This is a genomic window from Bacillus sp. A1 (assembly GCF_042296235.1).
GTDB lineage: Bacteria > Bacillota > Bacilli > Bacillales > Bacillaceae > Bacillus > Bacillus velezensis.
This window is the reverse complement of the sequence record NZ_CP141181.1, coordinates 3567561-3592999: the sequence shown is the minus strand read 5'-3', so window position 1 is coordinate 3592999 and position 25439 is coordinate 3567561. Positions and strand designations below refer to the sequence as shown.

Genomic DNA, 25439 nt, shown 5'->3' with positions numbered 1-25439 from the left:
CCGTTTACATAAAAAGAGTAACACGAATAATTTCGGTTGGCAACAAAAAAAGAGACCGGGGTCTCTTTTAGTTCACGATGCCGATTTGCGAGATATTCACTTTGATATCAGGGACGATCTCGATGGAAGGATAGACTTCACGCCAATTGAGCCGCTTGCCCCGCTCATAATAATGGGTTTGATAGTTCCGGCCGATGCCGAGGATATCCGAGTTGTGCTCCTGAATATGGCTGATCACCGATCTGGCCTGCCCGTTCAGATTTGCTGAGGCTTGTTTGTTCATTTGGTCGATTGCCGTATAAGAATTCAGCTTGTCCTTTGGATATTCCAAGACGCGTGCATTCAGTTTTAAACGGATTTTCACTTTTATATGCTGCGGATCTGTATCTATAAATACAATCTTTCGCGTGGCATCCGTGATGCCGAGAGAAAGATAATTTTCAATATCCATTTTGTATTTGTCCCACAGCTTCAGATTAATATTAGCCGATTTATTAAATTGCCCGCTTAAAAGGGTCAGGAGGGTCGAATCCTGACCGAGCACCTCAGTCACTTTCCGCTGGCCGCTGAACAGGGCAGAACCCTCTACCTTTATCGTCTGTCCGTTAATCGATAAATAAGGAAGGGCGAAATCCTTATCAGCCGTCAGCATGCTTGAACGGATGGATTGCAAATTTTCCATGCTGATATTTGATTCCGCATTAGCGCTTGTTAATAAATTCGTTAAGTACTTGCTGACGATCAATTTCTGCCGGACGATCAGCTTCAGCACTTCAATCGCCTCGCCGTCTTTTACAACCGCCGGATGAGCGAGAAGCGGGCTTTTCGGATCTCTGTAAAAGACATCGAGATAAGGAAAAAGCGGTTTTTCCGCCATTTTCTCACCGATTAATAAGACTCTTTGCTTGGACGTGTCAATGCGCTGATCGACAAGCTTATCCAATTGAAACCGCGCTTCACGGATGGTGTGCCCGGAAGCGCTGAGCACCGTCGTAATGAATGAGCCGCCCGTTTCCTGTTCCGCCTGGGAGGACTGAACCTTCCGATAGGTGATGCCGATTTTATTTTCACCGTCATGATCAACATCAAGGCTTGCGGTCAGCACGAGAGAAATATCTTTCAGCAAATTTTGATCCCAGCAGCCCGCAAGTGTCAGGCTTGCGCACATGAGACTGATAAGAACCGCTTTTTTAATGCGCATGGCGGACACCCTTTTTGCGTACAAGGACAATCAATACCATAAACAACGGAAACAAATACACAAACACAATATCGGAAATGCGGAAAAACTGATCCAGCTGCTGTATCGTTTTATCCGTGCTTGTGGCCCAAATAGACAGAAGGAAGACGAGCAGGGCCAGCGGATAAACAAACCGGCTGTGATCTTTTTGATTGAACAGCTTGGCAATGCCGGTGCTTGCCAAGTAAAACACGTTGGCCAGCGTTGAAAAGACGGTCACGAACCAAAACGTCAAAAAGAGCAGATCCGTCCGTTCGATAATTCTGAATGAAACGGTTTTTAACAGGTACAGCACAGGCTCCGGGATCATTTTTATTTCTTCGGGGCTGATTGTGACAAAGCAAGTAAGGGTGATATACAGGTAATAAAGGATAATCAAGATGTTTGAAATCGTCAGTATTTTGTAGCGCTGGCTGACGGTGCAGTTGATTAGGGGCCCGATCACGAGCGCCGCCTGAAAGCCGGTAATGCTGACAAGTGTTTGCTGCACCCCGGTAAGCATGTCTTTTGCGGTTCCGTGAAAAATCGGCATAATGTATGTGATATCGGCTTTTCCCAGCGTGTATAAAAGCGGCAGAGAGATCAGCAGCAAAAACGGCGTTAAAATAAAGCTGAACCTGGCGATCGCATTCAGCGGAGCCTGGGCGATATAGACAGAACCGAGGATCAGCATTAAGCTGATCACCCAATTCGGAGTCTGAGGGAGCACCCAGATATCCAATATCCGTGTAAATACAGAAAGAATGAGCGTGCAGAGAAACGCGAAATATAAAATATACAGCACCTGCACCCCTTTGCCGGCAAGTGTTCCGAACACCTCCTCCAGCATTTCGTACAGGTTCAGCTTCGGAAACCGGTGAAATAATATCATATACAGGCTGAATGTAAGCTGGACGAGCAATCCGGTAAGCAGAATGGAAATCCATCCGCTGCTTCCCGATTTCATCATCAGTAAATGGGGCAGCGCCAAAATGCCGATGCTGATCTGCGTCTGATTAATGAAAAACACGCCTTGAAGCGGGCTTATTTTTTTAGGCTTCATCTTTTCTCCACCCCCGAACATGTTTCATCTGCTTTGAGTCTTGCGGTCTCAAATAAAAAGGCCTTCTTTTAATAAACCAAGCCGGCAGCCGGATAAATGCATCCTTCAAGTCACTGAAATGAAACGGCGTCAGAGATGATAAATAAGGAACGCCGAGTGATTCAAGCTTGCACAGGTTCATCAGAATAAGCCCGAAGCCGAGTGCGATGCCGATAAAACCGAACGAGGATGCCAGAAACATAAGCGGAAATCTGAGCGTTCGGATGGACGTGCTCATTTCATATGAAGGAAGCACAAAAGAAGAAACAGCCGTAACGGCTACGACGATAATCATCATATTAGAAATGAGTCCCGCCTGAACGACTGCGTCACCGATCACGAGACCGCCGACAATGCCGATCGTCTGACTGATCGGTCTCGGCAGCCTGATACCGGCTTCGCGGATCAGTTCAATCGTAATTTCCATAATCATGGCTTCTATCAGCGGGGGAAAGGGAATATCAACAATCGAATTTTTCATGGTGATAATCAGATCGTTGGGAATGACTTCAAAATGAAACGCAATCAGCGCGATATAAAAAGCGGGCAGCGTAATCGCGATCATAAAGGCGAAAAATCTCAGCACTCTTAAAAAACTGGCAGAAATCCACCTCGTGCTGTAGTCATCCGGAGATTGAAAAAAGGAAAAGAATGTGATCGGCGCAATCAAAGCCGACGGACTCCCATCCATCATGATCAGCACACAGCCTTCCATCACGCATGCTTTTGCTTTATCCGGCCGTTCCGTATGAATGATCTGCGGAAAAATGGAAAACGAATTATCTTCTATTGATTCCTCGATAATCCCGGGCGCAAGCACGCTGTCTATACGCAGGTATGACAGGCGCCGCTTCACTTCCTCCACAATCTCCGGATTGGCGATATTCTCAACAAAGATAACCGCAACCTTTGATTTGGCTCTTTCCCCGATATCCATATAATGAACGGAGAGATGGCGGTCCTGTATGTGAAACCGCAGCTGATGAATGTTCGTTTCCAAACTTTCCACAAACCCGTCATGGGCGCCGCGGACGATACTTTCAGATTCGGGTTCCATAATGGAACGCAGCGGATTCTGCCCGACGGAAAACAGCTTCGCTTTCCTCGATGCATCGCTGAGAAAAACAACCTGTCCGGCCAAAATCCCGTCAATGAGTTTTCTGATTTCATCCGTTTCCGCACTGCTGACGGCATTCATCGTTTCCTCAAGCGGGCCGTTCTGCAGGGTGTCGCTTAACAGAAACTCATTCAGCTTCTGTTCTTCTATCATTTGTTCAATATAAAAGAAAGCGGTATGACGGTCCTGCAGTTTGATCCTTCGTATTTTAAAATCACCGCAAACACACATCAGCTCCTGCATTTCCCGTACAGCCGATTCAAAATCGCCGGGAATCCGTTTGTTTTGTTTATCCGCAGACATCAGACCGCCTCCTTTCCTGGTTATCTGTAGTTTTCAGCGGGTATTCCTTTTTTATGCATTTTATAAAATAGAGGAGTTCCTCGATGGTTTTACCAAGAACTTCACAATTATGGATGAATATTTCTTGAACGAATATAAAGATTTATTAAAAATATTTCAAAAGAGTGATAAACGTCCTGTAAATGGTTTAAAAGGAGAAAGGCTTTCCGCATATAAAATGTGTATTTCTTGTAAACACTCCGGACCCGTCTTTTTCTGTCATGTACCAGTCATTCCGCTAGTTATTTTGGAATGGGACTGAAAGCAGGATACGGGGGAAAAATGAATGACTTTAAGACCTTATCCTTAACAAAACAGGCAGTCTGCACACAGCGGACAGAGAGTCCCGAAACGTATGCGCAGTGCGAAAAACGCTGATACAAACGGGCTGGAAAAGATGGATTATCATTACATCTTTTTCTTCCGGAACGCGAATAGTTCCATTGGTCCAAATGAATTTCTGTGCGGAAATGTAAACGCATTCATTTTTCTTTTGAAAAATTGAAGTAAGGTTGAAGTCCTGCCTATTCCCAAAAAAAGCAATTCGATAATAGGAAGAATAGCGTCACTAATAGAGAAGTTTGGCTCAGTGAAAGCGGGAAGATTATGTTACATAATGCCGATTGAGAATTCATAGTGAAGCTATATACTGATGAATGAATTTATCAATACAGAAGGAGATGTCAAAAATCAATGTGGTTACTCATTATAGCCTGTGCTGCCGTACTAATCATCGGAATCATTGAAAAAAGGCGGCATCAGAAGAATATCGATGCTCTGCCAGTACGCGTCAATATTAATGGTATCCGCGGAAAGTCAACCGTAACGAGGCTGACGACCGGAATACTGATGGAGGCGGGCTACAAAACAGTCGGAAAAACGACGGGAACAGATGCAAGGATGATCTATTGGGATACACCTGAGGAGAAACCGATCAAACGGAAACCGCAGGGCCCGAATATCGGCGAGCAAAAAGAAGTAATGAAGGAAACCGTAGAACGGGGCGCCAATGCCATTGTCAGTGAATGTATGGCGGTAAACCCGGATTATCAGATTATCTTTCAGGAAGAACTCCTTCAAGCCAACATCGGCGTCATCGTGAATGTGCTTGAAGACCATATGGACGTCATGGGGCCGACGCTTGATGAAATCGCTGAAGCTTTTACCGCGACGATACCGTATAACGGTCACCTTGTCATTACAGACAGTGAATACACAGACTTCTTTAAAGAAAAAGCCGCAGAGCGGAATACCGAGGTCATTATTGCGGATAACTCTAAAATTACAGATGAATACCTTCGTAAATTTGAATATATGGTCTTTCCTGATAACGCTTCCCTTGCGCTCGGCGTTGCCCAGGCTCTTGGGATAGATGAAGAAACGGCGTTTAAAGGAATGCTGAATGCGCCGCCTGATCCTGGCGCCATGAGAATCCTGCCGCTGCTCAGCACGAAGGAGCCCGGTCATTTCGTAAACGGCTTTGCCGCAAATGATGCATCTTCTACTTTAAATATATGGAAACGTGTAAAGGAAATCGGCTACCCGACAGATGAACCGATCGTTATCATGAACTGCCGCGCCGACCGTGTGGACAGAACGATTCAGTTCGCAAACGACGTGCTTCCGTACATTAAAACGAAGGAACTCATACTCATCGGCGAGACGACAGAACCGATCGTCAGAGCTTATGAAGAAGGCAAGATTCCTGCCGATACATTGCACGATCTGGAATATAAATCAACAGACGAAATCATGGACGTGCTGAAAACAAGAATGCAAAACCGTGTCATATATGGCGTGGGCAATATCCACGGTTCAGCGGAACCATTAATTGAAAAAATTCAAGAGTATAAGGTGAAACAGCTCGTTAGCTAGGAGGAAAAGGATAAATGTTCGGATCAGATTTATACATCTCACTTATTTTAGGCGTGTTAATCAGTTTAATTTTCGCGGAAAAAACAGGTATCGTACCTGCCGGTTTAGTCGTGCCGGGTTATTTAGGGCTCGTTTTTAACCAGCCGGTCTTTATTTTACTCGTATTGTTAGTGAGTCTTCTTACATACGTGATCGTCAAATACGGTTTATCCAGATTTATGATTTTGTACGGACGCAGAAAATTCGCAGCTATGCTGATAACGGGAATCTGCTTAAAAATCGCCCTTGATTTCCTTTACCCGATCGTACCGTTTGAGATATCAGAATTCCGCGGAATCGGTATCATCGTACCGGGTCTGATCGCCAATACCATTCAGAAACAGGGATTAACGATTACATTTGCCAGCACGCTGTTCTTAAGCGGCGCAACTTTTGCCATTATGTTTGCTTACTACTTAATCTAATGTAAGGTGTGTCAAACGATGAAAAAACAATTAAGCTTTCAAGAAAAACTGCTGAAGCTGACCAAACAGCAGAAAAAGAAGACCAATCTTCACGTTTTTATCGCGCTGCCGATCGTCTTTTGCCTGATGTTCGTCTGCATCCTGACAGGGAAGGCGGAAACGCCGAGTGTGAAAAGAAATGCCGATGACCTTGTATCAGCCTCATTCGTCGGAGATATTATGATGGGCCGGAATGTCGAGAAAGTGACAAAGCATAAAGGCACGGAGAGTGTCTTCCGTTACGCAAAGCCATTCTTCGAAGCATCCGACTATGTGTCGGGGAACTTTGAAAACCCGGTTACATATAAAAAGAACTACAAAGAAGCAGAAAAAAATATCCACCTTCAATCAAACAAAGATGCCGTAAAAGTATTGAAGGACATGAATTTCACCGTTCTCACGGCAGCCAACAACCATGCGATGGATTACGGCCCTCAAGGAATGCGGGATACGGTTGAAGAGTTTTCAAAGCAAAATCTTGAACTTGTCGGCGCGGGCCTCACGCTGAAGGAAGCCGAGCAGAACATTTCTTATCAAGATGTAAACGGAATCAAAATCGCAACACTGGGTTTCACTGATGTTTCCGGAAAAGGCTTTGCAGCTAAACGAAATGCGCCGGGTGTGCTTCCGGCCGATCCAGAGCTGTTTATTCCGATGATTTCTAAAGCCAAAAAGAAAGCCGATCTTGTCATTGTTCAAACACACTGGGGACAGGAATACGATAATGATCCGAATGACAGACAGCGCCAATTGGCAAGAGCAATGTCAGATGCCGGAGCGGATATTATCGTCGGACACCATCCGCACGTGCTGGAACCGATCGAAATGTACCACGGCACCGTTATTTTCTACAGCCTGGGCAACTTCGTATTCGACCAGGGGTGGACAAGAACGAGAGACACGGCGCTTGTTCAATATCATCTGCAGAAAAACGGCACAGGACGCTTTGAAGTCACGCCGATGAATATTCATGAAGCGACGCCTGCGCCGGTTAAAAAAGGCAGCATCAATCATAAAACGATCGTACGTGAACTGACGAAAGAATCGAATTTCGATTGGAGCGTCAAGGATGGAAAATTAACGTTTGATGTGGATCACAGCGATATCTTAAAAAAGAAAGCGGAGTGAAAAACAAATGAAAATCATTAAAGCGGGATGGCCGTTTGCCGCGATCATTATGGTATTTATGTTTATGTCTGCGTTTAAATACAATGATCAGCTCACAGATCAGGAAAAACAAAAAATTGACACGGAAATGCAAAAAATTCAGCAAGAGGATACAGCGGGCGCAAAATAAGCGCATGATTCCGCTTGCCGGCATATTGTTTGTTCCGAATCCAGTAAAGAATGCCCATAACGGGCATTCTTTTTTTGTGTGCTCTCCTAAACATTTGTTAAAAGTTACCGATGTAAAAACTACTAAAAATGAGGAGAGTGAATAGAAAACATGCTCACAAGCTGGAGGAAGTACATCCTTGCCGGCCTTATGATTTGTCTTGTGGCACCTGCAGTGACGAGAACGGAAATTGCTGAAGCGGATTCTCAAGTTTCTGTCCTGATCGTTTCAGACGCGCAAAAACTTGTCGGAAATAAATATGTTTACGGAGGCGAAGAGCCTGAGGACGGTTTTGATCCGTCCGGATTGATGCATTATCTTTTCAGCAGACAGAACATCCATCTGCCGAGAACGGTCAGTGATCAATGGAAAGTCGGAGCCGCCGTCAAAGAAAATGACCTTTCACCGGGAGATCTTGTGTTTTTCAAAAAGTCAGATTCAACACAAAACGCGCCCGTCCATGACGGTCTTTATATCGGAAACGGAGAGATGATACACAGTTCTCCGTCTGAAGGCGTAACCGTCACACGCTTTCAAAAAAGCAGTTATTGGATGAATTTATATCTTGGCGCCAAGCGGATTACAAAAGATCCGGAACTGGCTGATGATCCGATCGTTCAGGAGGCAGCCCGTTACCTCGACATTCCGTATGTATTCGGCGGAAGCACGCCCGAGGAGGGATTCGACTGTTCGGGGCTGGTCCAATATGTTTTTGAAAACATGCTTCACATTTACCTGCCGAGATCTGCGGAACAGCAGTGGCTGGTCGGTGAGAAAATCAAACTGAGCGATATAAAGCCCGGGGACGTGATTTATTTCAGCGACACGTATAAAAAAGGAATTTCCCATGCGGGCATTTATGCGGGAGAGGGAAGGTTCATCCAAGCAAGCCGCTCCGCAAAAGTCACCATTTCTTACTTGTCGGAAGATTACTGGAAAAAACATTTTACGGGGGTGCGCCGATTCAGCAATTTAGCCATTTCTAAAGAAAATCCCGTTGTGTCCACAGCGGCCGATCATATCGGAATTTCTTATCTGAAAGGCGGCGTTTCACCGGAAACCGGCTTTGATACGGCGGGATTTGTTCAATACATCTATCAAAAAGTGAAAGGAATCAGCCTGCCGCGTTATGCGGACAAGCAGATGCAGGCGGGCGTTCCGGTCGATAAACAAGATCTGAAGCCCGGCGATCTGGTCTTCTTTAAAGCGGAAAGCCTGAATCCGGCCATTTATATCGGGAACGGACAAGTGATTCATGTCACCGTGTCCGCAGGCGTTACCATAACAAATATGAACACAAGCGCTTATTGGAAGGACAAATATGCGGGCAGCATCCGGCTCCCGTAAAAAAAGACGTCAGAGAGTGTCTCTGACGTCTTTTTCTTTTACCGTTTCGGCGCTCTGTATCCGGCCGCTACCGCATCCTCTACGGAACAGAACATTTCCGCGGGATCTGTCGTCCGGTCGTAGTATGTACTTCCCGGCGTGTGATAAATGCCGTTCCGGCTGCCTTTAATGTCGCATCCCTGTGAGGTGCCGGCTGCTTTCGTCTCGGCATGTCCGCCGGAGGAAGGGGCGTTGTTTTGCGCCGTTTCCGCGTTTTCGGATGTTTTTGTTTCTGCTTTCTGCCGCTTTAAAGATTTATTTTCTGACTGAAGCGTTTCAGCGGTCTTTTCGAGCTTCTTTTGTGAATTTTTTAATTTCTCATTGTCTTGTTTGAGTGATTTGTTTGTTTTTTTCAGCTCGCTTATCTCTTGGCTGAGTTTGCTGAGTTTTTCTTCATTGCCGGCTTCGGCTTCGGATTTCTCCTTTTCGGCCGCGGCACTGATGTTTTCATATTTTTTCTCAAGCGCCTGGTGTTCCTTCGTCAATTTTTGATAAGCGGTATGAAGGGTGCTGTATTTCTCCTCTGCCTTCACGGCCGAGGCGTCCGGCTCTGCGAGGGAGGCGCCGGTCAGAAGCAGGATAAATCCGCCGATGAGAAGGGGCCAAAACAGCTTTTTTGAAAAATGTTTGTCTTTTTTTGCCGCTTTGCATATGAGATGGAATATTCCGTATCCGACTGCGCAGAGAAAAGCTAAACATCCTATAATAGCGATTGCATTCGACATCATGAAACTCCTTTTTTCTTTATCTTACAATTTATTTTCATTTTTGGGAATTCCTTTTTTGGGAAACATGAAAAACCAGGCCGTGAAAGACCTGGCTTTTGCCTTTTATTGCTCGTTGTCGAGAAGCCGGTTGATGAAATATGCGACGCCGTTTTCATCGTTGCTTTTTGTAATATACGTGCTTTTTTCCTTCAGTTCATCAATCGCATTGCCCATGGCGATGCGGTTTCCCGCCGCTTCAAACATGGAGAAATCATTCGGGCTGTCGCCGATGGCGTAAATATCCTGTTTTTCAATTCCGTACAGTGAGGCAAGCTCCGTCAGAGCACGTCCCTTTCCGGAACCGGCAGGGAGGATTTCGATAATGTGTTTCCCGGAAGATGTCTGGGATAATTTCGGATGATGTGTAATTTCTTCTTTGGCGTTTCTCAGTTTTTCCATATCAAAAGAGAAACAAAGAAGCTTGTAAACATGTTCGTCTCCGTTAAAAATCGCCTGTATATCCTGCACGGGTTTAATGCCGAATTGTTTGAACTGCGTCTTTGCGCCCTCCCATAATGTCCGAATATCTTCCTTGGGATTGGCGCTTTTCAGAATGTCCAGTTCTGCCTGCAGTTTGGACTCGCCGTCAAACGGGGACAGCAGATGATCATCTGTATAGACCTCAAAGTAAATGTCGTTGTCCGTTAAATAAGCGGCGATATCCTTCCCGGCCTGCTGATCCATTAAGAGCCGGCTGACGAGGCGGTATCCTTTGTCATGGACTGTCCCGCCGTTTGCCGCAATGATCGGAATATCCAAATCCTTTAAGAGCGCTTTTACATCAAATGTGGCTCTGCCCGTGCAGATGGCCACGAGAATGCCCGCTTCATCCGCTCTTTGTAAAGCCGCTCTGTTTTCCGGAGAAATCACACTGTCCGAGTTCAGTAATGTGCCGTCTAAGTCAATGGCTATCAATTTCATATGTATGGATGCCCTCCTTAAAAATAAAGCTGCTTCATGTAGTATGTTCAGCTTTGTGCGAAATCAGCAGAAAGCCGTCAGTTAAAAGGCTATACCTTCATGTCCTTTTTTTCAACAGAAAAACGGCGGGATTTGCTAACCCCGCCGTGACATCTTACGCGTTTAAATCATTTTTTAATTTCGTTTTCACTTCTTGAAGGTTTTCCTCATTCAGCTTGAAGTAATAAATATTTTTGCCGTACTGAGGAGTGTAAATATAGCTGTCTGAACCTGTCAGCTGCAAAGAATCCACCGATTTCAGCGATGTGATAAACGGGAACAGACCGATGGCGTCATTAAGAGATAAGTTCATTTTTAAGTTTTTCCCTAAGCTGTCGACGATATCGTCATAAGATGGGATCGAGCTTAACGATTTAGATTTTTTAATAATGGCGCTCAGCACTTCCATCTGTCTTTGTCCGCGCATCAGATCGGTGTCGGCTTTGCGTGTTCTTACATAAGCCAGTGCCTGCTCACCGTCAAGCGTCTGGACGCCCGGCTTCAGCACGACTTTTCCTTTTGTATCGACCTTAATACGATCGGCAATTTTCTGGCTTTTCACATTTACCGTAACGCCGTTCAACTCATTGACGACATCGCGGAACGCGTCGAAGTTGCTCTCAACCACATAATCTACCGGAATATCAAGCATGTTTTCTACTGTTTTATAAGTTAAATTATAACCGCCGTAAGCATGTGCGTGCGCGAATTTGTCATAGCCGTGTCCCGGGATGTTGACATAGGAATCCCGCGGAATGCTGAGCATCGTCGCTGTTTTCTTTTTCCGGTTGAAGGTGACGAGCACGTTGGCGTCACTTCTTGCGTCATCTACTGATTCACCCTTACTGTCACGGGCGTCTATTCCTAAAAGCAATACGGTGAAAGAATCCTTCTTCGGGTCAAATTCTTTGATCCGTTTTACGGACTGGTCGCCGCGGTCAAGGCTGACGTGCGCTTCTTTGGTCGCATTATTCAATTTCACAAATGCGTAGGTGCCGACGGAACCGGCGATCACCAATAAGAAAGCGGCGAATACCAGTACAAATTTCACCCATTTTCTGAGGCGTCTTTTCTTTTTTCTGCGTTGAGATCGTTCTTCCATATCATTACCTCTCGTTTCTATTCTTTGTGAAGCGTACCATAATTGTTGACTTGGAGCAACTCTGTAAATGAGAAAATTCCAAATCTTTCTCTCTATTTCGACAACATCTACTGTTATTTTTGCATCAGGTTCACATTATATTGGACGGCAGGAAGCGGGAAATGTTTCGTCGCTTTGTAAAAAATAATTAGTAAAATAATGGATATTAACGGTGCGGAAGGTTTGAAACGGACGGAAACAGGCAAAAGAAGCAGTAGAACAATTCCGCGCGTTACAGCGTTGGATGAAGGGAGTCTACATAACATGAAAAGCATACACTCGAATAAATGGCTCTATTTTTTCGGCGCACTCGGCGGCGCGTTATACGGATATGATACCGGAGTCATTTCCGGAGCTATTTTATTTATGAAAAAAGAACTGGGACTGAACGCCTTTACAGAAGGCCTCGTTGTCAGTTCGTTATTGGCGGGGGCGATTCTCGGGTCGGGATTCGCCGGCAAACTGACCGACCGGTTCGGCAGGCGGAAGGCCATCATGGGAGCGGCGCTGCTGTTTTGTATAGGCGGTTTAGGAGTCGCTTTTGCCCCGAATACAGAGGTGATGGTTCTTTTCCGGATCATTCTCGGACTGGCTGTCGGAACATCTACAACGATCGTTCCGCTCTATTTATCGGAGCTGGCTCCGAAGCATAAACGGGGGGCGCTTTCTTCGCTGAATCAGCTGATGATTACGGTCGGAATCCTCGTTTCTTATATCGTGAACTATATATTTGCCGATGCAGGCGCTTGGCGCTGGATGCTTGGACTTGCGGTTGTGCCGTCAGTCATTCTGCTGATCGGAATCTTATTTATGCCGGAAAGCCCGCGCTGGCTGTTTACGATCGGCAAAGAAGAGAAAGCAAGAGAAATCCTTTCATCATTGCGGGGAACGAAGAATATTGATGATGAGATTGATCAGATGAAAGAAGCGGAAAAGGAAAACGAAGGCGGCTTGAAAGAATTGTTTGAGCCGTGGGTGAGACCCGCGCTGATTGCCGGCCTCGGACTTGCCTTTTTGCAGCAATTCATCGGGACAAATACAATTATTTATTACGCCCCGAAAACATTTACCAGTGTCGGGTTCGGCAATTCCGCGTCTATATTGGGAACGGTCGGAATCGGCGCCGTCAATGTCATCATGACGCTTGCGGCTATTAAAGTCATTGATAAGATCGGCCGGAAGCCGCTGCTGCTGGCCGGAAATGCGGGCATGGTCATCAGCCTGCTCGTATTGGCCGCGGTCAATCTCTTCTTTGAACATTCAGCAGCCGCATCATGGACAACGGTGATTTGTTTAGGCCTGTTTATCATTGTGTTTGCGGTCAGCTGGGGGCCTGCCGTGTGGGTCATGCTTCCTGAATTATTCCCGCTGCATGTCCGGGGTATCGGGACGGGTGTCTCCACTTTGATGCTGCATGCCGGAACATTGATTGTCTCATTAACCTATCCGATGTTAATGGAAGCAGTCGGCATCAGCTATTTATTTCTCATTTATGCCGCGATCGGGATACTGGCATTCCTGTTCGTCTGGTTTAAAGTGACCGAGACGAAGGGAAAAAGCCTTGAAGAAATTGAGCAGGATCTGAAAAGCCGTAACGGTGGCTCGGGATCAGAATCAAATCGGCGGACAGTTCATCCGTAATATTCAGTTTTAGGGGGGCGGTTATTCACCGGCCCCTCAAAACGGATGCAGGCGGGCGCCCGGTCACATAAATGACGGGGATATGTCATACGTTGTATAAAGTCACGATAAAGGCGGGGATGCCGGTGAAAACGAGTATTATTATCCTTACATATAATGAACTTGAGCTGACGAAAAAATGTCTGGCCAGCATTGAACGATACACCGACAAAGATAAGATTGAACTGATTATAGTTGACAACGGTTCCTCAGACGGAACGAGAGAATACATATCAAATCTGCCTGACGTCAAAGTCATCCTAAATGAAAAAAACCTCGGGTTCGCCAAAGGGTGCAACCAGGGTATCGAAGCGGCAGGGGGAGAAAATCTGCTGTTTCTGAACAACGATACGATGGTCACGAAAAATTGGCTCACCTCCATGCTGCGGGTGCTGTATCATTCTGAAAAAGCCGGTATGGTCGGGCCCGTCAGCAACTATGTCAGCGGCGCGCAAATGATCCATGACGCATATCAATCGCTTGATGAGCTGGAGTCATTCGCGGAGGCGTATTGCGCACGGGAAAAGCATCATACAAAGCGGGTGCTGCGCCTTGTCGGCTTCTGTCTTCTGGTGAAAAGAAGCGTCATTGAAGACATCGGCCCGTTCGATGAGCAATTCGGATACGGTTCTTTTGAAGATGATGACCTATGTTTACGCGCCCTGCAAAAAGGCTACAGCCTGCACATCGCCCTCGATGCCTTTGTGCATCACCACGGACATGCGACGTTTACGGCTAATCAGGATATCAATATCAATCAGTTATATTCGGAGAACCGCCAGCGTTTTACGGAAAAATGGGGCACTGATTTTACGTACTTTACTCATCCGAGACCGGAAATTGCGGAGCTCGTTCCCCGGGAGGCGAAACGGATACTTGATGTCGGCTGCGGCGCGGGGGCTACGGGGCTGGAACTACAAAACAGACAGCCTTGCGAACTGTACGGAATAGAACTGCACCCGCTGGCGGCGCAAGCGGCAAAAGGACACTATGAAGCGGTGCTGCAGGAAGATGTCGAAGAAGTGAAGCTTCCTTATCCGGAAGGCTTTTTTGATTGCATCATTTTCGCCGACATCCTTGAGCACTTAAAAGACCCGTGGCGCGTCATTGAAACGTACTCATCCTATTTGTCGCCTGCCGGATCAATCGTTTGCAGCATTCCGAATATTTCCCACGCCGAAGCGCTGTTCCCGCTTCTGCTCGGTGACTGGACATACAGAGACGCCGGCATTCTCGACCGCACCCACTTGCGGTTTTTTACGCCGCAGTCGGTGCGCACGCTCTTTCCGGAAGAGACATTTGCTGTGAAAAAGCAGTCCTATACGTATGTTCACGTGGATGAGCGGGTGCAGCTGTTTTTACAGGAAATCACACGAATGGCGCAATCGATGCAATTTCCGGTGACACAGCTGCCCGAACAAAGCCGGATTTATCAAATTCTCCTCCGTGTCGAAAAAACAGGCTGAAGGCTACCGTCCCATCGTTCCGAAGTTGGTAATCTGAATGGAAACATCATAGTCAAAAGCCGCTTCGGAGAAGGTCTCATCCCAATGATGCTTTACTTTTTTCCAATAGTCGGGATATTGAATGCGGACTCTGTCAGAAAAGAAGACAGGGTCCGTTTCATATTGATTCTGCAGCTTATCGATGACTTCTTTCACATCGCTTTTCAGTTTTTTTTCGAAAATCTTTTCCAGCCCGTTTAAATAGTGCTGATCGAATGAATCTTCTCCGGCATATTGATCCTCTGACAAAAGTCCTTTTGTTTTTACCGCTACATGAAATGACAGCTTCCCGTTTTTCAGCCTGGGAGTGATGGCGGATGTTGATTTTTTGATCTCGAAGGTAATCGGGTGCCCCCCTTTATCCAAAGCGGGCAGCACGCCGCCCCGTATCGTCCCCATGAGCCAATTCAGGCTCTGTATTTCGTATGGTGACAGAAAGCCCGCCAATCTGTTTTGTTTTGCGTTTTTGATAATGGCCGCTCCGTCATACACCGTTTTTCCTTTTTGATTGCTGACGGCCTGAATGAGAAAACTGCGTTTATTATGGCAGTAAATTGAAGCCCTCCCGATTCGGAGCGGTTGTAAAATCTTCCCGTTGTAGTTTCCGTTGTTCGTAAGGTCGATCAGCTTTTCCGCGGGCATGGGCTGCTGCTGATTCGGCGTCGGCTCCGTCAGAATATCGGACGCTTTTCCTCTTACCGCGAAGAGATAGCTGCTCCGCCTTAATTCATCATCGCGGATAAAATGATTCATCATCTGCAGTATATTTTGGTCGGCCAGCAATTTGTCGCTGAATATCAGCACTTTTAAGTGATCGCTGTAAACAGGCGGATCTTTTAAAGCGACTTCACTGACGGCTTCAAGAATGGTATCCCCCCGCGTCGTCACATTGACAAACACGGGCCGGCCGGAAGCCTGGCTGTTTTCACTTTGGGGCAGCAGGTTTTGATAGGTTAATTTATATCGGCGGTCACTCGTCTCGTCTATCGCCAGTCCCCGGGCGAAAGATAGCTTTTCGACTTCCTTCGCGTCCCAGCATCCTGAAAGCGTCATCAGTATGAAAAGCGCCGCCGCCCATTTTATGAAAAGTGTCATGACGTCTGTTTCCTCCCGGCTATTTTTTTCATCCAGCTGACAAACCAGATGAGAAAAGGAATCATAATGACGGCAAAAAACGTATACCCGAGAATATTCGCGAATGCAAACACGCTGTTGATATCATCGGGGTACATCGAAAGGCCGAATGTCACTGCCAATAAGCTCCCCATCAGCCAGGCATTGTTTTTATTTTTCAGTCTGAAAATGGTGTTTAATCCGATATGCGCCCCTTTAAAAGAGCCGAGCATACAGGTAAACTGCTGGCATGTCCACGTGATTAAAAGAAAGATATCAAACCGCTCAATGAAAATACCCCGGATTTCTAAGGCGTGAATCAGGGAAATGGTCGGATACGTCACCGTTTTGGCTTCAGCGACCGACATACAGCCGATGACGACAAGCAGCGTAACGCTGTAAAATAAGCCTGCGCTGGCGATGCCGAAGACAGCAGCCTTTTTCGCCTGCTTCGGATTTTTCATAAACGGCACCAGATACAGAATCACCTCAAGCCCTGAAAAATACAAAAGGGTCCGCGGAAACATCTCAAAAAAGCTTTTGTAGCCTCCTTCCATGACCGGGCGGACGAAATCCAGCTTAAACAGTCTCAGGCTGAATATAAGCAGCATAATCAGAATGACGATCGTAACCGGGAACAGATAGGCATAAAGCTTTGAAATGGGATAGACCCCGCCGGTCACATGGTAGATGCCGACCGCCAGAAAGATGAATATGACGACACCCATCGGCGTATTTTTCAGTAAAAAGTAATTGATGACTTCACCTAGAAAACGGGCTTGAAAACAGACGGTGACGACAAAATAACAGCTGATGAATAAATTCAGAAGAGAACCGATGGCGCGTCCCATGATGCTTTGATTCAGCTCATATATGGTTTCCCCGCTGTTTTTCTGCAAAAACGGCATAAAGAGCAGGACGATGCCGATAAACACGACACCCTGCACAAGAATAATGATCCATCCGCTCGGACTGTCCGCTGTTGCGGCGGAGCGAGGCAGTGTTAACACGCCCGCTCCGATCATTGTTCCGCTTACCATGAGAAGTGTCTGCATAAACGACAGCTTGTCTTCCGGTTTTTTCATGGGGATCACCTTTGCTTGATTTTATCTTTCGTCTCTTTTCTGGTCGGCCGTTTTTTCAAAAGAGGCGTCGGCAGTCTGACGATCGTATCTTTTAAGTCTTGGCCAGGCTGCGCCATGATCGGAATAAGATAGTCCTGACCGAAGCTTTTCAGACGCATCAGATGGCCGACGACAAGCAGATAACACATGATCAGTCCGTATAAACCTAATATCGCCGACAAAATCATCGAAAAAATACGGATGAGCCTCAGCGGAAAATTGAACGCATAGGAGGGCGCCGTAAAAGAAGCCAATGCCGTAACGGATACGACAATGACCATCATCGCGCTGACAATATTCGCCTGAACAGCGGCCTGCCCGATCACCACGCCCCCGATCAGGCCGATCGTCTGTCCGATCGGCTTCGGCAGCCTGAGTCCGGCTTCTCTGATCATCTCAATCGTAAAAATCATGATGAACGCTTCAACAAAAGGAGGGAACGGGACATTCAATCTGCTCCCGGCAATCGTAACCGCCATTCTCGTCGGCAAAAGCCCCGTGTGAAACGTAACGAGCGATATGTAAAGGCCGGGTAAATAAATCGTGATTAAAATGCATGTATACCGAAGCAGCCTGAGAAAGGTAACCGGAACCCACCGCTGATTATAATCGTCAGGTGAGTGGATAAATTCATCAATGGTAGCCGGCACCAAAAGGGTAAAAGGCGTTCCGTCTACAAGAATGGAAACCCTTCCTTCCAAAAGAGCGCCCATAACCCGGTCTGGCCGTTCGGTCGTCAAGACGGTCGGGAAAATGGAATACGTGTTATCTTCAATAAGCTGTTCGATTGCTCCTGATTCCGGAATGTCATCAATGGTGATCGAATCCAGTCTTTTCATCACTTCTTTTACAACATCATCAGGCGCGATATCCCGAATGTAGGCAACGGCGATCCGCTTTTTTGTCCGTTCGCCGAGTGTGATCTCTTTGATCTGGAGGTTGGGATCACCGGACTGCTCGCGCAACAGCGCCGTGTTCGTTCGGAGCTTTTCGACAAAACCTATCCTCGGCCCCCGTTCAAGCACTTCTGAAGCCGGTTCTTCAATATCACGCATTTTAAATGTTTCCGTCTCAAACGAAAGGGCTTCCTCCCATCCCTCCGCCAACAAAACCGATTTGCCGGAGAAAATGTCTGCCTCCGCGTCCTTAAGTGAAGAAAGCCGGGTGTGACGATAGCCGAAAGAGATGGATGACGGCGTTGTTTCAGCCGGTTCCTCTTGATGCCGGGCGGCCGCCTGCACGGGCGAAATAATATATTCCGCAAGCAATTGATTGTCGGTCAGTCCGTCTATATATATAAGACAGGCGTCACATTTGCCGTTTCCGTACGTAAACGAATAAAACATCATGTCATCGCTTTGGCCGAACCGTTTTTTCAGCGCTTCAAGGTTTTTGCCGAGCTCCGCATGTATCGTCATAATGTTCCCCCCTTTCCATCAGTTATTTTAATTTGCGACAAACAAGGCATTTTATTCTGGAATAGGAAATGACTGAGCATTCCGCCCCATCCGAATGGTATAATGAGCAGGTCAGCCATTTTATACATATTGTTTTTAACCGCGGCTCCCTCCGTGTTTTAAAAAAGACACAGGGGGAATGGGATATGAGCCGCTTTTTAAGGGGAGGGGAACGAACATGACGCAAGAGCCGATTTTTTTACAGCCTGTATGTAAAGAAAAAATATGGGGCGGCACGTTATTACGCGAACGATTCGGATACGACATACCTTCAGAAACAACCGGCGAATGCTGGGCGATATCAGCCCATCCGCACGGAATGAGCACGGTCAAAAGCGGTCCGTATCAAGGGAAAACCTTGATGGAACTGTGGGATCAGCATAGAGAATTATTCGGCGGAACGGAAGGGGACCGGTTTCCGCTGCTGACGAAAATACTGGACGTCAAACACCATCAGTCTGTTAAAGTCCATCCTGACGATTATGACGCCGAGGAGCATGGACAGGGTGAAATGGGGAAGTCTGAGTGCTGGTACATTATTGACTGTAAAGAAAACGCGGAAATCATATACGGTCACACGGCCCGTTCGAAAGCGGAACTTGTCACCATGATTAACAGCGGTGACTGGGAAGGCCTGCTGCGCCGCGTGAAGATCAAACCCGGCGATTTTTATTATGTGCCGAGCGGAACCATCCATGCCATTTGCGCGGGGGCGCTCGTGCTTGAAACACAGCAGAATTCAGAGGCCGCCTACCGGATATATGATTACGGGCGTACAGATCAGAACGGCGGGACGCGTGATCTGCATATCCGCGATGCCGTCAACGCCGCGACCGTTCCTCATGTGGACGGATTTTTAGATGAATCAACTGAAACGAGAAAAGGCGTCACCATCAAAACCTTTGTGCAGGGAGAATATTTTTCTGTATACAAATGGGATATCAGCGGGACGGCGGAAATGACCCAGGATGCTCCGTTTATGCTGTGCAGCGTCACAGAAGGAAGCGGCTCCATCATCTGTGGAGGCAAGTCCGCCAAGCTTGAAAAAGGCGCGCATTTCATACTGCCGGATCAGATGCCTGACTTTACGATAAACGGAGATTGCACGCTCATCGTTTCTCATATATAAAACCAAACTTAATCCCAGCTCTGGGATTAAGTTTTTTTATATATATATTTCACTTTAAAAATTAAAGCACTTTCCGATAAAAATAATAGTGTGATAGATAAATATAGAGAAGGAGGAGAAGTAATGAAAAAAAGTTTGGCTGCCGCAATGTTATTGTCAGCGGTTACTCTTGAATTTTTCACGATAACAGACTCAGTAAAGGCAGCTTATATTGACAATTCCATTTATCAGTTAGAAACAACACAAAAGTTTGCTTCTGAAAGTGAGGCTTCTCAGGCAGTTACAAAATTGAAAAAAGATACCGGATGGAAAGCAGACTATCAAAAGAGCGGAACGTCTAAGAACTATCAAATATCTGCTTCAGGTCTGACAAGCGAAACGAATGCTAAAAGCGTACTAAGCGATTTTACGAAGCAGACAGGCATTAAAGGAACATCAAGTCCGACGGGCAGTAAGCAGCCCTATTATACTGCAGTTTCCGGAACTATTTCAGGTGAACAGCAGGCTAATAACTTGCTTGATAAAATGAAAAAGGAAACAGGATTAACCGGTACTGTTAAACCGAATGGTGTGAAGCAGCCTTATATAAGCATTGTTACATCTGAGCTGACAAGTGAGGCCGGTGCAAAGTCTGCTATTCAAGAGTTAAAGAAGCAGACTGGAGTCAATGCTAATTATCAAAAACTTGAACAGGAACCGGAGATCATTCAAATTCAATCCGGAAAAATTCAAGGAGAGAAAACAGCATCCCAAGTGAAAAGCAGTTTTCAAAAAGATTCTGGGCTGAATGCCACGTTAAACATGACTGATAAAGGCCAGTCTTACTACATTGTTACAACGAATTCTTTGATCAATAAAGCAGATGAGGCGAAAAGTCTTATCAAACAGCTTGAACAAAGCACAGGCGTCAAAAGCAGTTACAAAACCATCAATAATAAAAAAACTATCACATCGTATAATATAGAAACGGGTTATTTTAACGGGCTGAGCATGGTTAAAAATTCGATCAGCCAAATAATAAATAACACAGGAGTTAAAGGGTCCTACCAAAAAGTTGGTGCTACAAGTAATTATGTTGTGAAAATGAAGGATGTCAGCCCGGAAAAACTAAAAAGTCTTCAAGCTTTTTTTAAGAAGAAAAGATGGCATATGACTTATACAGCTGTAAAGAAAACTTCAACCCAAACAACTTATCAAGTGATAACAAATGCTGTAACAAACGCACAGGCGGATAAAGCAGTAAATTTTCTTAGCAGAAAAAAATTAAAATCATCAAAATCAAATTCAGGAAAAACAGCTGCTAATCAATATCAACTATTATCACAACAGACTGCTGACAAAACAAAAGTAACAAAAGGTTTAAACTCTTTAAAGAAAATCGGTATTAATGCAACTGCCAAATCTATAAAACAACCAAAAGGAATAACTTATAAAATTAAGACAGAAGCCTTGCTGGACACAGCTAAGATTAATCAAGTCAAATCTTTCTTCAAGACAAAAAAATTAACGGCAGTAAGTGAAAAAACCGGTAAATCCGCTTATACGCAATATCAAGTCACTGTTAGTGACTTATTAAATCAAAAAGATATAGATCGTGTGTTAACTTTTTTTAAAACAAATAATGCGAAAGGCAATGCCAAACAAAATGGCAAAAGCACATACACGCAATATAAATTAGTTACAGATCAAATCAGCACATCGTCGGCTTTAAACAAAGGACTGAGTTTCTTTAAGGCAAAGAACTTATCAGCAAGCTACACTACTAAAAACAATCCAATATACAGTATAGTGATTACTGAACAATTTACAGGAAAAAGCAATGCTGATAAGGCTGCAAGCAAAGTGAAGCAGCTTTATGGGTGGGCAGTTTCAAGTGTTGAGGTGAAAAGCGGTCCTCAAATAATGGAAACAAATTATAATATTACGATGAGTGAAATGGTCGCGAAGCAGTTAAAAGCGAACCCGCAGACGGATTCAAGTGCCTACGTATCTCTATCTTATATTAATAGTGCAAATTCTACCGTAACCGCAGATTTTCTTAATGTCAGGTCTACTCCAGAGGTAAAGAGCAATAATATTATAGGAACAGTGACAAAAGGTTATAAGGTTAATATCATTAGTGTAGAGAATAACTGGGCAAAAATTAAAATGGGTTGGCGGAAAGCAAGCGAGGAAGAAGTTTCCTACTATGTAAACCCCGCAAACTTTTCTGTGTCAGATAAAAGTTATTTTCAGTTTTTGAAGTTATCGAAATATGCAGGACTGACAGCATCAGAAGTCAATACAAAGATTTTAAAAGGGAAAGGAATTCTTGAAGGAAAAGGTGAAGCTTTTATTAAGGCAGCTGAATCTAACAGTATTAATGAGCTCTACCTGATTTCTCACGCTTTATTAGAGACCGGAAACGGTACCTCAGAGCTGGCAAACGGTGTGACCTATAATGGGAAAAAGGTATATAACATGTATGGCATAGGTGCATATGACGGAGACGCTGTGAACAAGGGTGCCCAATATGCATATAACCAAGGATGGTTCAGTCCTGAAGCAGCGATTACTGGAGGGGCCAAATTTATCGGACAGAGTTATATACACAATGCCGTATACAACCAAGATACCTTGTATAAAATGAGATGGGAGCCTTCTGTAAGCCACCAATATGCATCTGATATTGGTTGGGCGTATAAGCAGGTAAATAGAATGTACAGTCTCTATAGTCTGTTAGATAACTATCAGCTTTACTATGATATTCCTGTCTATAAATAAACGTGTTAAAGAGCTCGGAGTCATACTTCCGAGCTTTTTTCAATATTAAATTGGACAGATGTTTTTTTGTTTGTACGATTATTTTTAAGCACTATGGAGGCAATATAAATATATAAAACACCTGTTCAATTGTGTGAACAGGTGTTTTTGTATGTTATTTGTTCTTCTGCAAATTGGAGCAGTTTGCTGCTCGAATTCCCATCTGAATACATATTCCATTTGTCCGAGAACCGCTTCATTTCTTCTGCACGAAATGGCTTTTTCGTCATTTCCTCCAGAAGGGCTTCGCTGTCATGACAAGCCTTTCCGGGAATGACGGACGTATAATTGTCGATTAAACCGCGTTTTTGATCATATTCCTCCAGATCATACGTGAAAAAGAAAATCGGTTTATTTAAGAGCGCGAATTCAAAAGGCACGGAAGAGTAATCCGTAATTAAAATATCAGCCGCTTTCAAGAGATCATGAAGACGCATGTCAGACACGTTCTTGATCAATTCGCTTTCAAACGAAGCCGAAATATGATGCAAAACGGCAGGATGAAGCTTTACAAGCAGCATATACTCTCCGTTTAACGTGTTTGTGAGCTGTTCTTCGGTGAATGGCAGCCGAAAGGATTGCATATCATAATCCCTGAATGTCGGTGCGTACAAGATGATTTTTTTCGGCCATTTGTGCTTCAGTTCCGGCTTGTGTTCTTCATAATAGACGTCAGTCAGGGGGATACCCGTTTTTAACAGCTGGCCGTCCCGTATGCCGAACGACTTTTTAAAAACGTCAGCCATGGCGTCTGAACCGACGGTAACAAAGTCAAACGAGCGGTACACTTTTTTAAAACGGCTGATATCTGATGCCGGACGATTTTGATTCGTCACATCCTCAAGGCCGAACTTTTTCAAAGAGCCGTTCGCATGCCACACCTGAATGCATGTCGTTTGCGGCCGGCGGTTTAAGACGCTTGTCATGAGGAAATAGTTATCCGTTATCACCACTTTGCTTTTAAAAAGGACCAAAACAGCCTTCAAAAGATGCAGCGGATGTTTTTCGTTCAGATAAAAAGAGCCGACACCTTCCAGCTCTTTTTTCAGACTGACGGCGTGTCTCGTATACAAAACCGTCATTTCATAAGAAAGCGATTCAGCGTGCGCTTTGTAAGAACGGATGAGAGCCTGCGCATTCTCTTCAAAAGATACCAGCAGGGTCAGATGGTTCTTGGGCTTTACAGGCTTGAACAAAACGCCGAGAACAGACAGATATATAGAATAAAAAGCGGCGAATAAAGATCGCAAGTTCATAGATTACCAATCTCTTTTGCTGTTTTATTTGTTTAAAGCTGTTTCGTTTGATCTTCTGCCTGCTTGGAATACAGGCTTTTATTTGATTTATTATTTCTCAAAACGGTAAAAGCATACTTCGGAATGTTCAGCATCCTTTTCCATCTCCACGGATTCGTCACCAGTCTGTACAGCCATTCCAGATTCGTTTTGATCATCCATTCAGGGGCGCGTTTCACCGTTCCGCTGAACACATCAAAGCTTCCGCCCAAACCGATCGATACAGCCTGAGGGAAAAGATGTTTGTGTTCATAAATAAATTGTTCCTGATGGGGATATCCTAAGGCGACAAATACGAGATCGGGTTTCGCCCGGGAAATCTGTTTGGCGACGAAGCGTTTATCTGCTTCATAACCGTTGCTGGCTCCGACAACCTCAATATTCGGATACTCTTTGCTGATCCGGTTCAAAACGGCGTCAAGCACGTCTTGTTTAGCTCCGTATAAAAATATTTTTTTAGACTGCCGGTTTGCGAGGCCGAGCAGCGCAAGAAACACATCGAATCCCGCAATTCTTGATTTCAGCGGGTGCTGCATCAAACGTGACATTAACACGACGCCGATACCATCCGGCAGGACGAAATCCGCGGAAGAAATGACTTGATGATAACCTTTGTCTTTCGCCGCAGCGTATCCGATCTCAGGATTGACCGTCGCAATAACGGCTCCTTGCTTCTGTGCGATATAATAAGTGTCTAAATATGAAATAAACTCCTGTAAATTTCCATTAACATAAGAAAGGTTGTGCACCATTTCAGTCTGCATCTGCCGTCCTCCTTTTTGTACGGGATTTTCTTTCACTTTTTCGTGACTTAGGCTAAGCTTTATTTTAACATAATACCTTCAGTTAAACTTAACAATAGTTTTACAAAAATATAAATAAGATAACAATTTCTTTAATCATAGGCGCAAAAACCCTGCTAAACTCCTATTGTAATAACATTTGTTAATAAGTGGAACTTAACTTCGTTTTACATTGGCTTAACCTTTTCAGGGCTATGTGATATAATGAGGTTCCATGAGTACGAAATTGGCACTTTAGTGATTAAGGATACAGCTGCGCAGCATTTCAGAGCAGTTGCTTGTTATACGTATGATGATAGAAAGGAGCTTTTGTTTCATGAAGAAGGTCATTACTTACGGAACGTTTGATTTACTGCATTGGGGTCATATTAAACTGCTTGAGCGCGCAAAGCAGCTTGGAGATTACCTTGTTGTTGCCATCTCAACAGACGAGTTCAACCTGCAAAAACAAAAAAAGGCCTACCACAGCTATGAACACAGAAAGCTGATTCTGGAAACGATCCGTTATGTCGACGAAGTCATTCCGGAAAACAGCTGGGATCAAAAAGTACGTGACGTAGCGGATCATAACATCGACGTGTTCGTAATGGGAGACGATTGGGAAGGCAAATTCGATTTCCTTAAAGATCAATGCGAAGTCATCTACCTCCCTAGAACCGAAGGCATTTCCACCACACAGATTAAAAAAGAAATTGCCGGGGTGTAATACGGAATTATTGAATGCATGAACTGTTCAAAGTACTTCTTATTTGCTGATAAGGAGTACTTTTTGATGCTTAAATA

General features: G+C 45.0%; 21 protein-coding genes. 10 read left to right on the top strand and 11 right to left on the bottom strand.

Going from position 1 to position 25439, the window contains the following annotated elements; translation table 11 throughout:
- Window positions 1-67: 67 nt before the first annotated feature.
- From U2H13_RS17610 to U2H13_RS17600, 3 genes are read right to left on the bottom strand one after another with little or no spacing between them, the layout of a single operon-like run.
- A complete protein-coding gene (locus U2H13_RS17610) occupies window positions 68-1201 on the bottom strand; it encodes a Ger(x)C family spore germination protein (protein WP_280156865.1) in 1134 nt (377 codons plus the stop codon).
- Window positions 1191-2282, bottom strand: coding sequence for an endospore germination permease (locus U2H13_RS17605; RefSeq protein ID WP_032867468.1), 1092 nt, complete (start codon window positions 2280-2282; stop codon window positions 1191-1193). Before U2H13_RS17605 ends, U2H13_RS17610 begins: the two co-directional genes overlap by 11 nt.
- Complete coding sequence (locus U2H13_RS17600) at window positions 2272-3741, bottom strand: spore germination protein (protein WP_015240716.1); 1470 nt, start codon at window positions 3739-3741, stop codon at window positions 2272-2274. Before U2H13_RS17600 ends, U2H13_RS17605 begins: the two co-directional genes overlap by 11 nt.
- Window positions 3742-4473: 732 nt before the next feature.
- Between U2H13_RS17600 and pgsB the strand changes: the two genes are divergently transcribed.
- The 5 genes from pgsB (at window position 4474) to U2H13_RS17575 (ending at window position 8841) form a co-directional block, all read left to right on the top strand.
- Entirely contained in the window at window positions 4474-5655 is a 1182-nt protein-coding gene (pgsB, locus tag U2H13_RS17595) for a poly-gamma-glutamate synthase PgsB (RefSeq protein WP_003151337.1), read from the top strand.
- A gap of 14 nt (window positions 5656-5669) precedes the next feature.
- Entirely contained in the window at window positions 5670-6119 is a 450-nt protein-coding gene (pgsC, locus tag U2H13_RS17590) for a poly-gamma-glutamate biosynthesis protein PgsC (protein WP_003151340.1), read from the top strand.
- A gap of 18 nt (window positions 6120-6137) precedes the next feature.
- Window positions 6138-7286: a CapA family protein gene (locus U2H13_RS17585; RefSeq protein WP_007614174.1), complete on the top strand. Its 1149-nt coding sequence runs from the start codon at window positions 6138-6140 to the stop codon at window positions 7284-7286.
- Between the two features lie 7 nt (window positions 7287-7293).
- Window positions 7294-7455, top strand: coding sequence for a hypothetical protein (locus U2H13_RS17580; RefSeq protein ID WP_003151344.1), 162 nt, complete (start codon window positions 7294-7296; stop codon window positions 7453-7455).
- 150 nt (window positions 7456-7605) lie between these two features.
- Window positions 7606-8841 carry a C40 family peptidase gene (locus U2H13_RS17575; RefSeq protein WP_103526581.1) on the top strand — a complete coding sequence of 412 codons (1236 nt, stop codon included), beginning with the start codon at window positions 7606-7608 and terminating at the stop codon, window positions 8839-8841.
- 38 nt (window positions 8842-8879) lie between these two features.
- Here the strand turns inward: U2H13_RS17575 and U2H13_RS17570 are convergent, their stop codons facing one another.
- From U2H13_RS17570 to U2H13_RS17560, 3 genes are all read right to left on the bottom strand, one after another.
- Window positions 8880-9605 carry a hypothetical protein gene (locus tag U2H13_RS17570; protein WP_103526582.1) on the bottom strand — a complete coding sequence of 242 codons (726 nt, stop codon included), beginning with the start codon at window positions 9603-9605 and terminating at the stop codon, window positions 8880-8882.
- A gap of 105 nt (window positions 9606-9710) precedes the next feature.
- Entirely contained in the window at window positions 9711-10568 is an 858-nt protein-coding gene (locus tag U2H13_RS17565; RefSeq protein ID WP_021494856.1) for a Cof-type HAD-IIB family hydrolase, read from the bottom strand.
- Window positions 10569-10722: 154 nt separating this feature from the next.
- A complete protein-coding gene (locus U2H13_RS17560; protein WP_014419036.1) occupies window positions 10723-11709 on the bottom strand; it encodes an LCP family protein in 987 nt (328 codons plus the stop codon).
- Window positions 11710-12012: 303 nt separating this feature from the next.
- Here U2H13_RS17560 and U2H13_RS17555 point away from each other — a divergent pair, with 303 nt between their 5' ends.
- Both U2H13_RS17555 and U2H13_RS17550 read left to right on the top strand, forming a co-directional pair.
- Window positions 12013-13389, top strand: coding sequence for a sugar porter family MFS transporter (locus tag U2H13_RS17555; protein WP_038460090.1), 1377 nt, complete (start codon window positions 12013-12015; stop codon window positions 13387-13389).
- A gap of 92 nt (window positions 13390-13481) precedes the next feature.
- Window positions 13482-14894 carry a bifunctional glycosyltransferase family 2 protein/class I SAM-dependent methyltransferase gene (locus U2H13_RS17550; protein WP_103526583.1) on the top strand — a complete coding sequence of 471 codons (1413 nt, stop codon included), beginning with the start codon at window positions 13482-13484 and terminating at the stop codon, window positions 14892-14894.
- Window positions 14895-14897: 3 nt separating this feature from the next.
- Here U2H13_RS17550 and U2H13_RS17545 read toward each other — a convergent pair whose 3' ends face one another.
- Genes U2H13_RS17545 through U2H13_RS17535 form a run of 3 tightly spaced genes read right to left on the bottom strand, consistent with a single transcriptional unit; the run spans window position 14898 to window position 18588 of the window.
- The gene (locus tag U2H13_RS17545; protein ID WP_014419034.1) at window positions 14898-16028 is read right to left on the bottom strand and encodes a Ger(x)C family spore germination protein; all 1131 of its coding nucleotides are present in this window, start codon (window positions 16026-16028) and stop codon (window positions 14898-14900) included.
- Window positions 16025-17131, bottom strand: coding sequence for a GerAB/ArcD/ProY family transporter (locus tag U2H13_RS17540; protein ID WP_014419033.1), 1107 nt, complete (start codon window positions 17129-17131; stop codon window positions 16025-16027). Before U2H13_RS17540 ends, U2H13_RS17545 begins: the two co-directional genes overlap by 4 nt.
- Before the next feature lie 5 nt (window positions 17132-17136).
- Window positions 17137-18588 (bottom strand): spore germination protein, encoded by a 1452-nt coding sequence (locus U2H13_RS17535; RefSeq protein WP_014419032.1) that lies wholly within the window; start codon window positions 18586-18588, stop codon window positions 17137-17139.
- 217 nt (window positions 18589-18805) lie between these two features.
- Between U2H13_RS17535 and manA the strand changes: the two genes are divergently transcribed.
- Both manA and U2H13_RS17525 read left to right on the top strand, forming a co-directional pair.
- Window positions 18806-19756, top strand: a complete 951-nt coding sequence (manA, locus tag U2H13_RS17530) for a mannose-6-phosphate isomerase, class I (RefSeq protein ID WP_103527223.1) — start codon at window positions 18806-18808, stop codon at window positions 19754-19756.
- Between the two features lie 123 nt (window positions 19757-19879).
- The gene (locus U2H13_RS17525; protein WP_017418794.1) at window positions 19880-22519 is read left to right on the top strand and encodes an N-acetylglucosaminidase; all 2640 of its coding nucleotides are present in this window, start codon (window positions 19880-19882) and stop codon (window positions 22517-22519) included.
- Window positions 22520-22644: 125 nt separating this feature from the next.
- Here the strand turns inward: U2H13_RS17525 and U2H13_RS17520 are convergent, their stop codons facing one another.
- A complete protein-coding gene (locus U2H13_RS17520) occupies window positions 22645-23814 on the bottom strand; it encodes a CDP-glycerol--glycerophosphate glycerophosphotransferase (protein ID WP_021494862.1) in 1170 nt (389 codons plus the stop codon).
- Window positions 23815-23846: 32 nt separating this feature from the next.
- Window positions 23847-24617 carry a WecB/TagA/CpsF family glycosyltransferase gene (locus U2H13_RS17515; protein ID WP_014419028.1) on the bottom strand — a complete coding sequence of 257 codons (771 nt, stop codon included), beginning with the start codon at window positions 24615-24617 and terminating at the stop codon, window positions 23847-23849.
- A 355-nt stretch (window positions 24618-24972) separates the two neighbouring features.
- On the opposite strand from U2H13_RS17515, the gene tagD reads away from it, so the two are divergent.
- Entirely contained in the window at window positions 24973-25362 is a 390-nt protein-coding gene (gene tagD, locus U2H13_RS17510) for a glycerol-3-phosphate cytidylyltransferase (protein ID WP_003151361.1), read from the top strand.
- Window positions 25363-25439 lie beyond the last annotated feature (77 nt).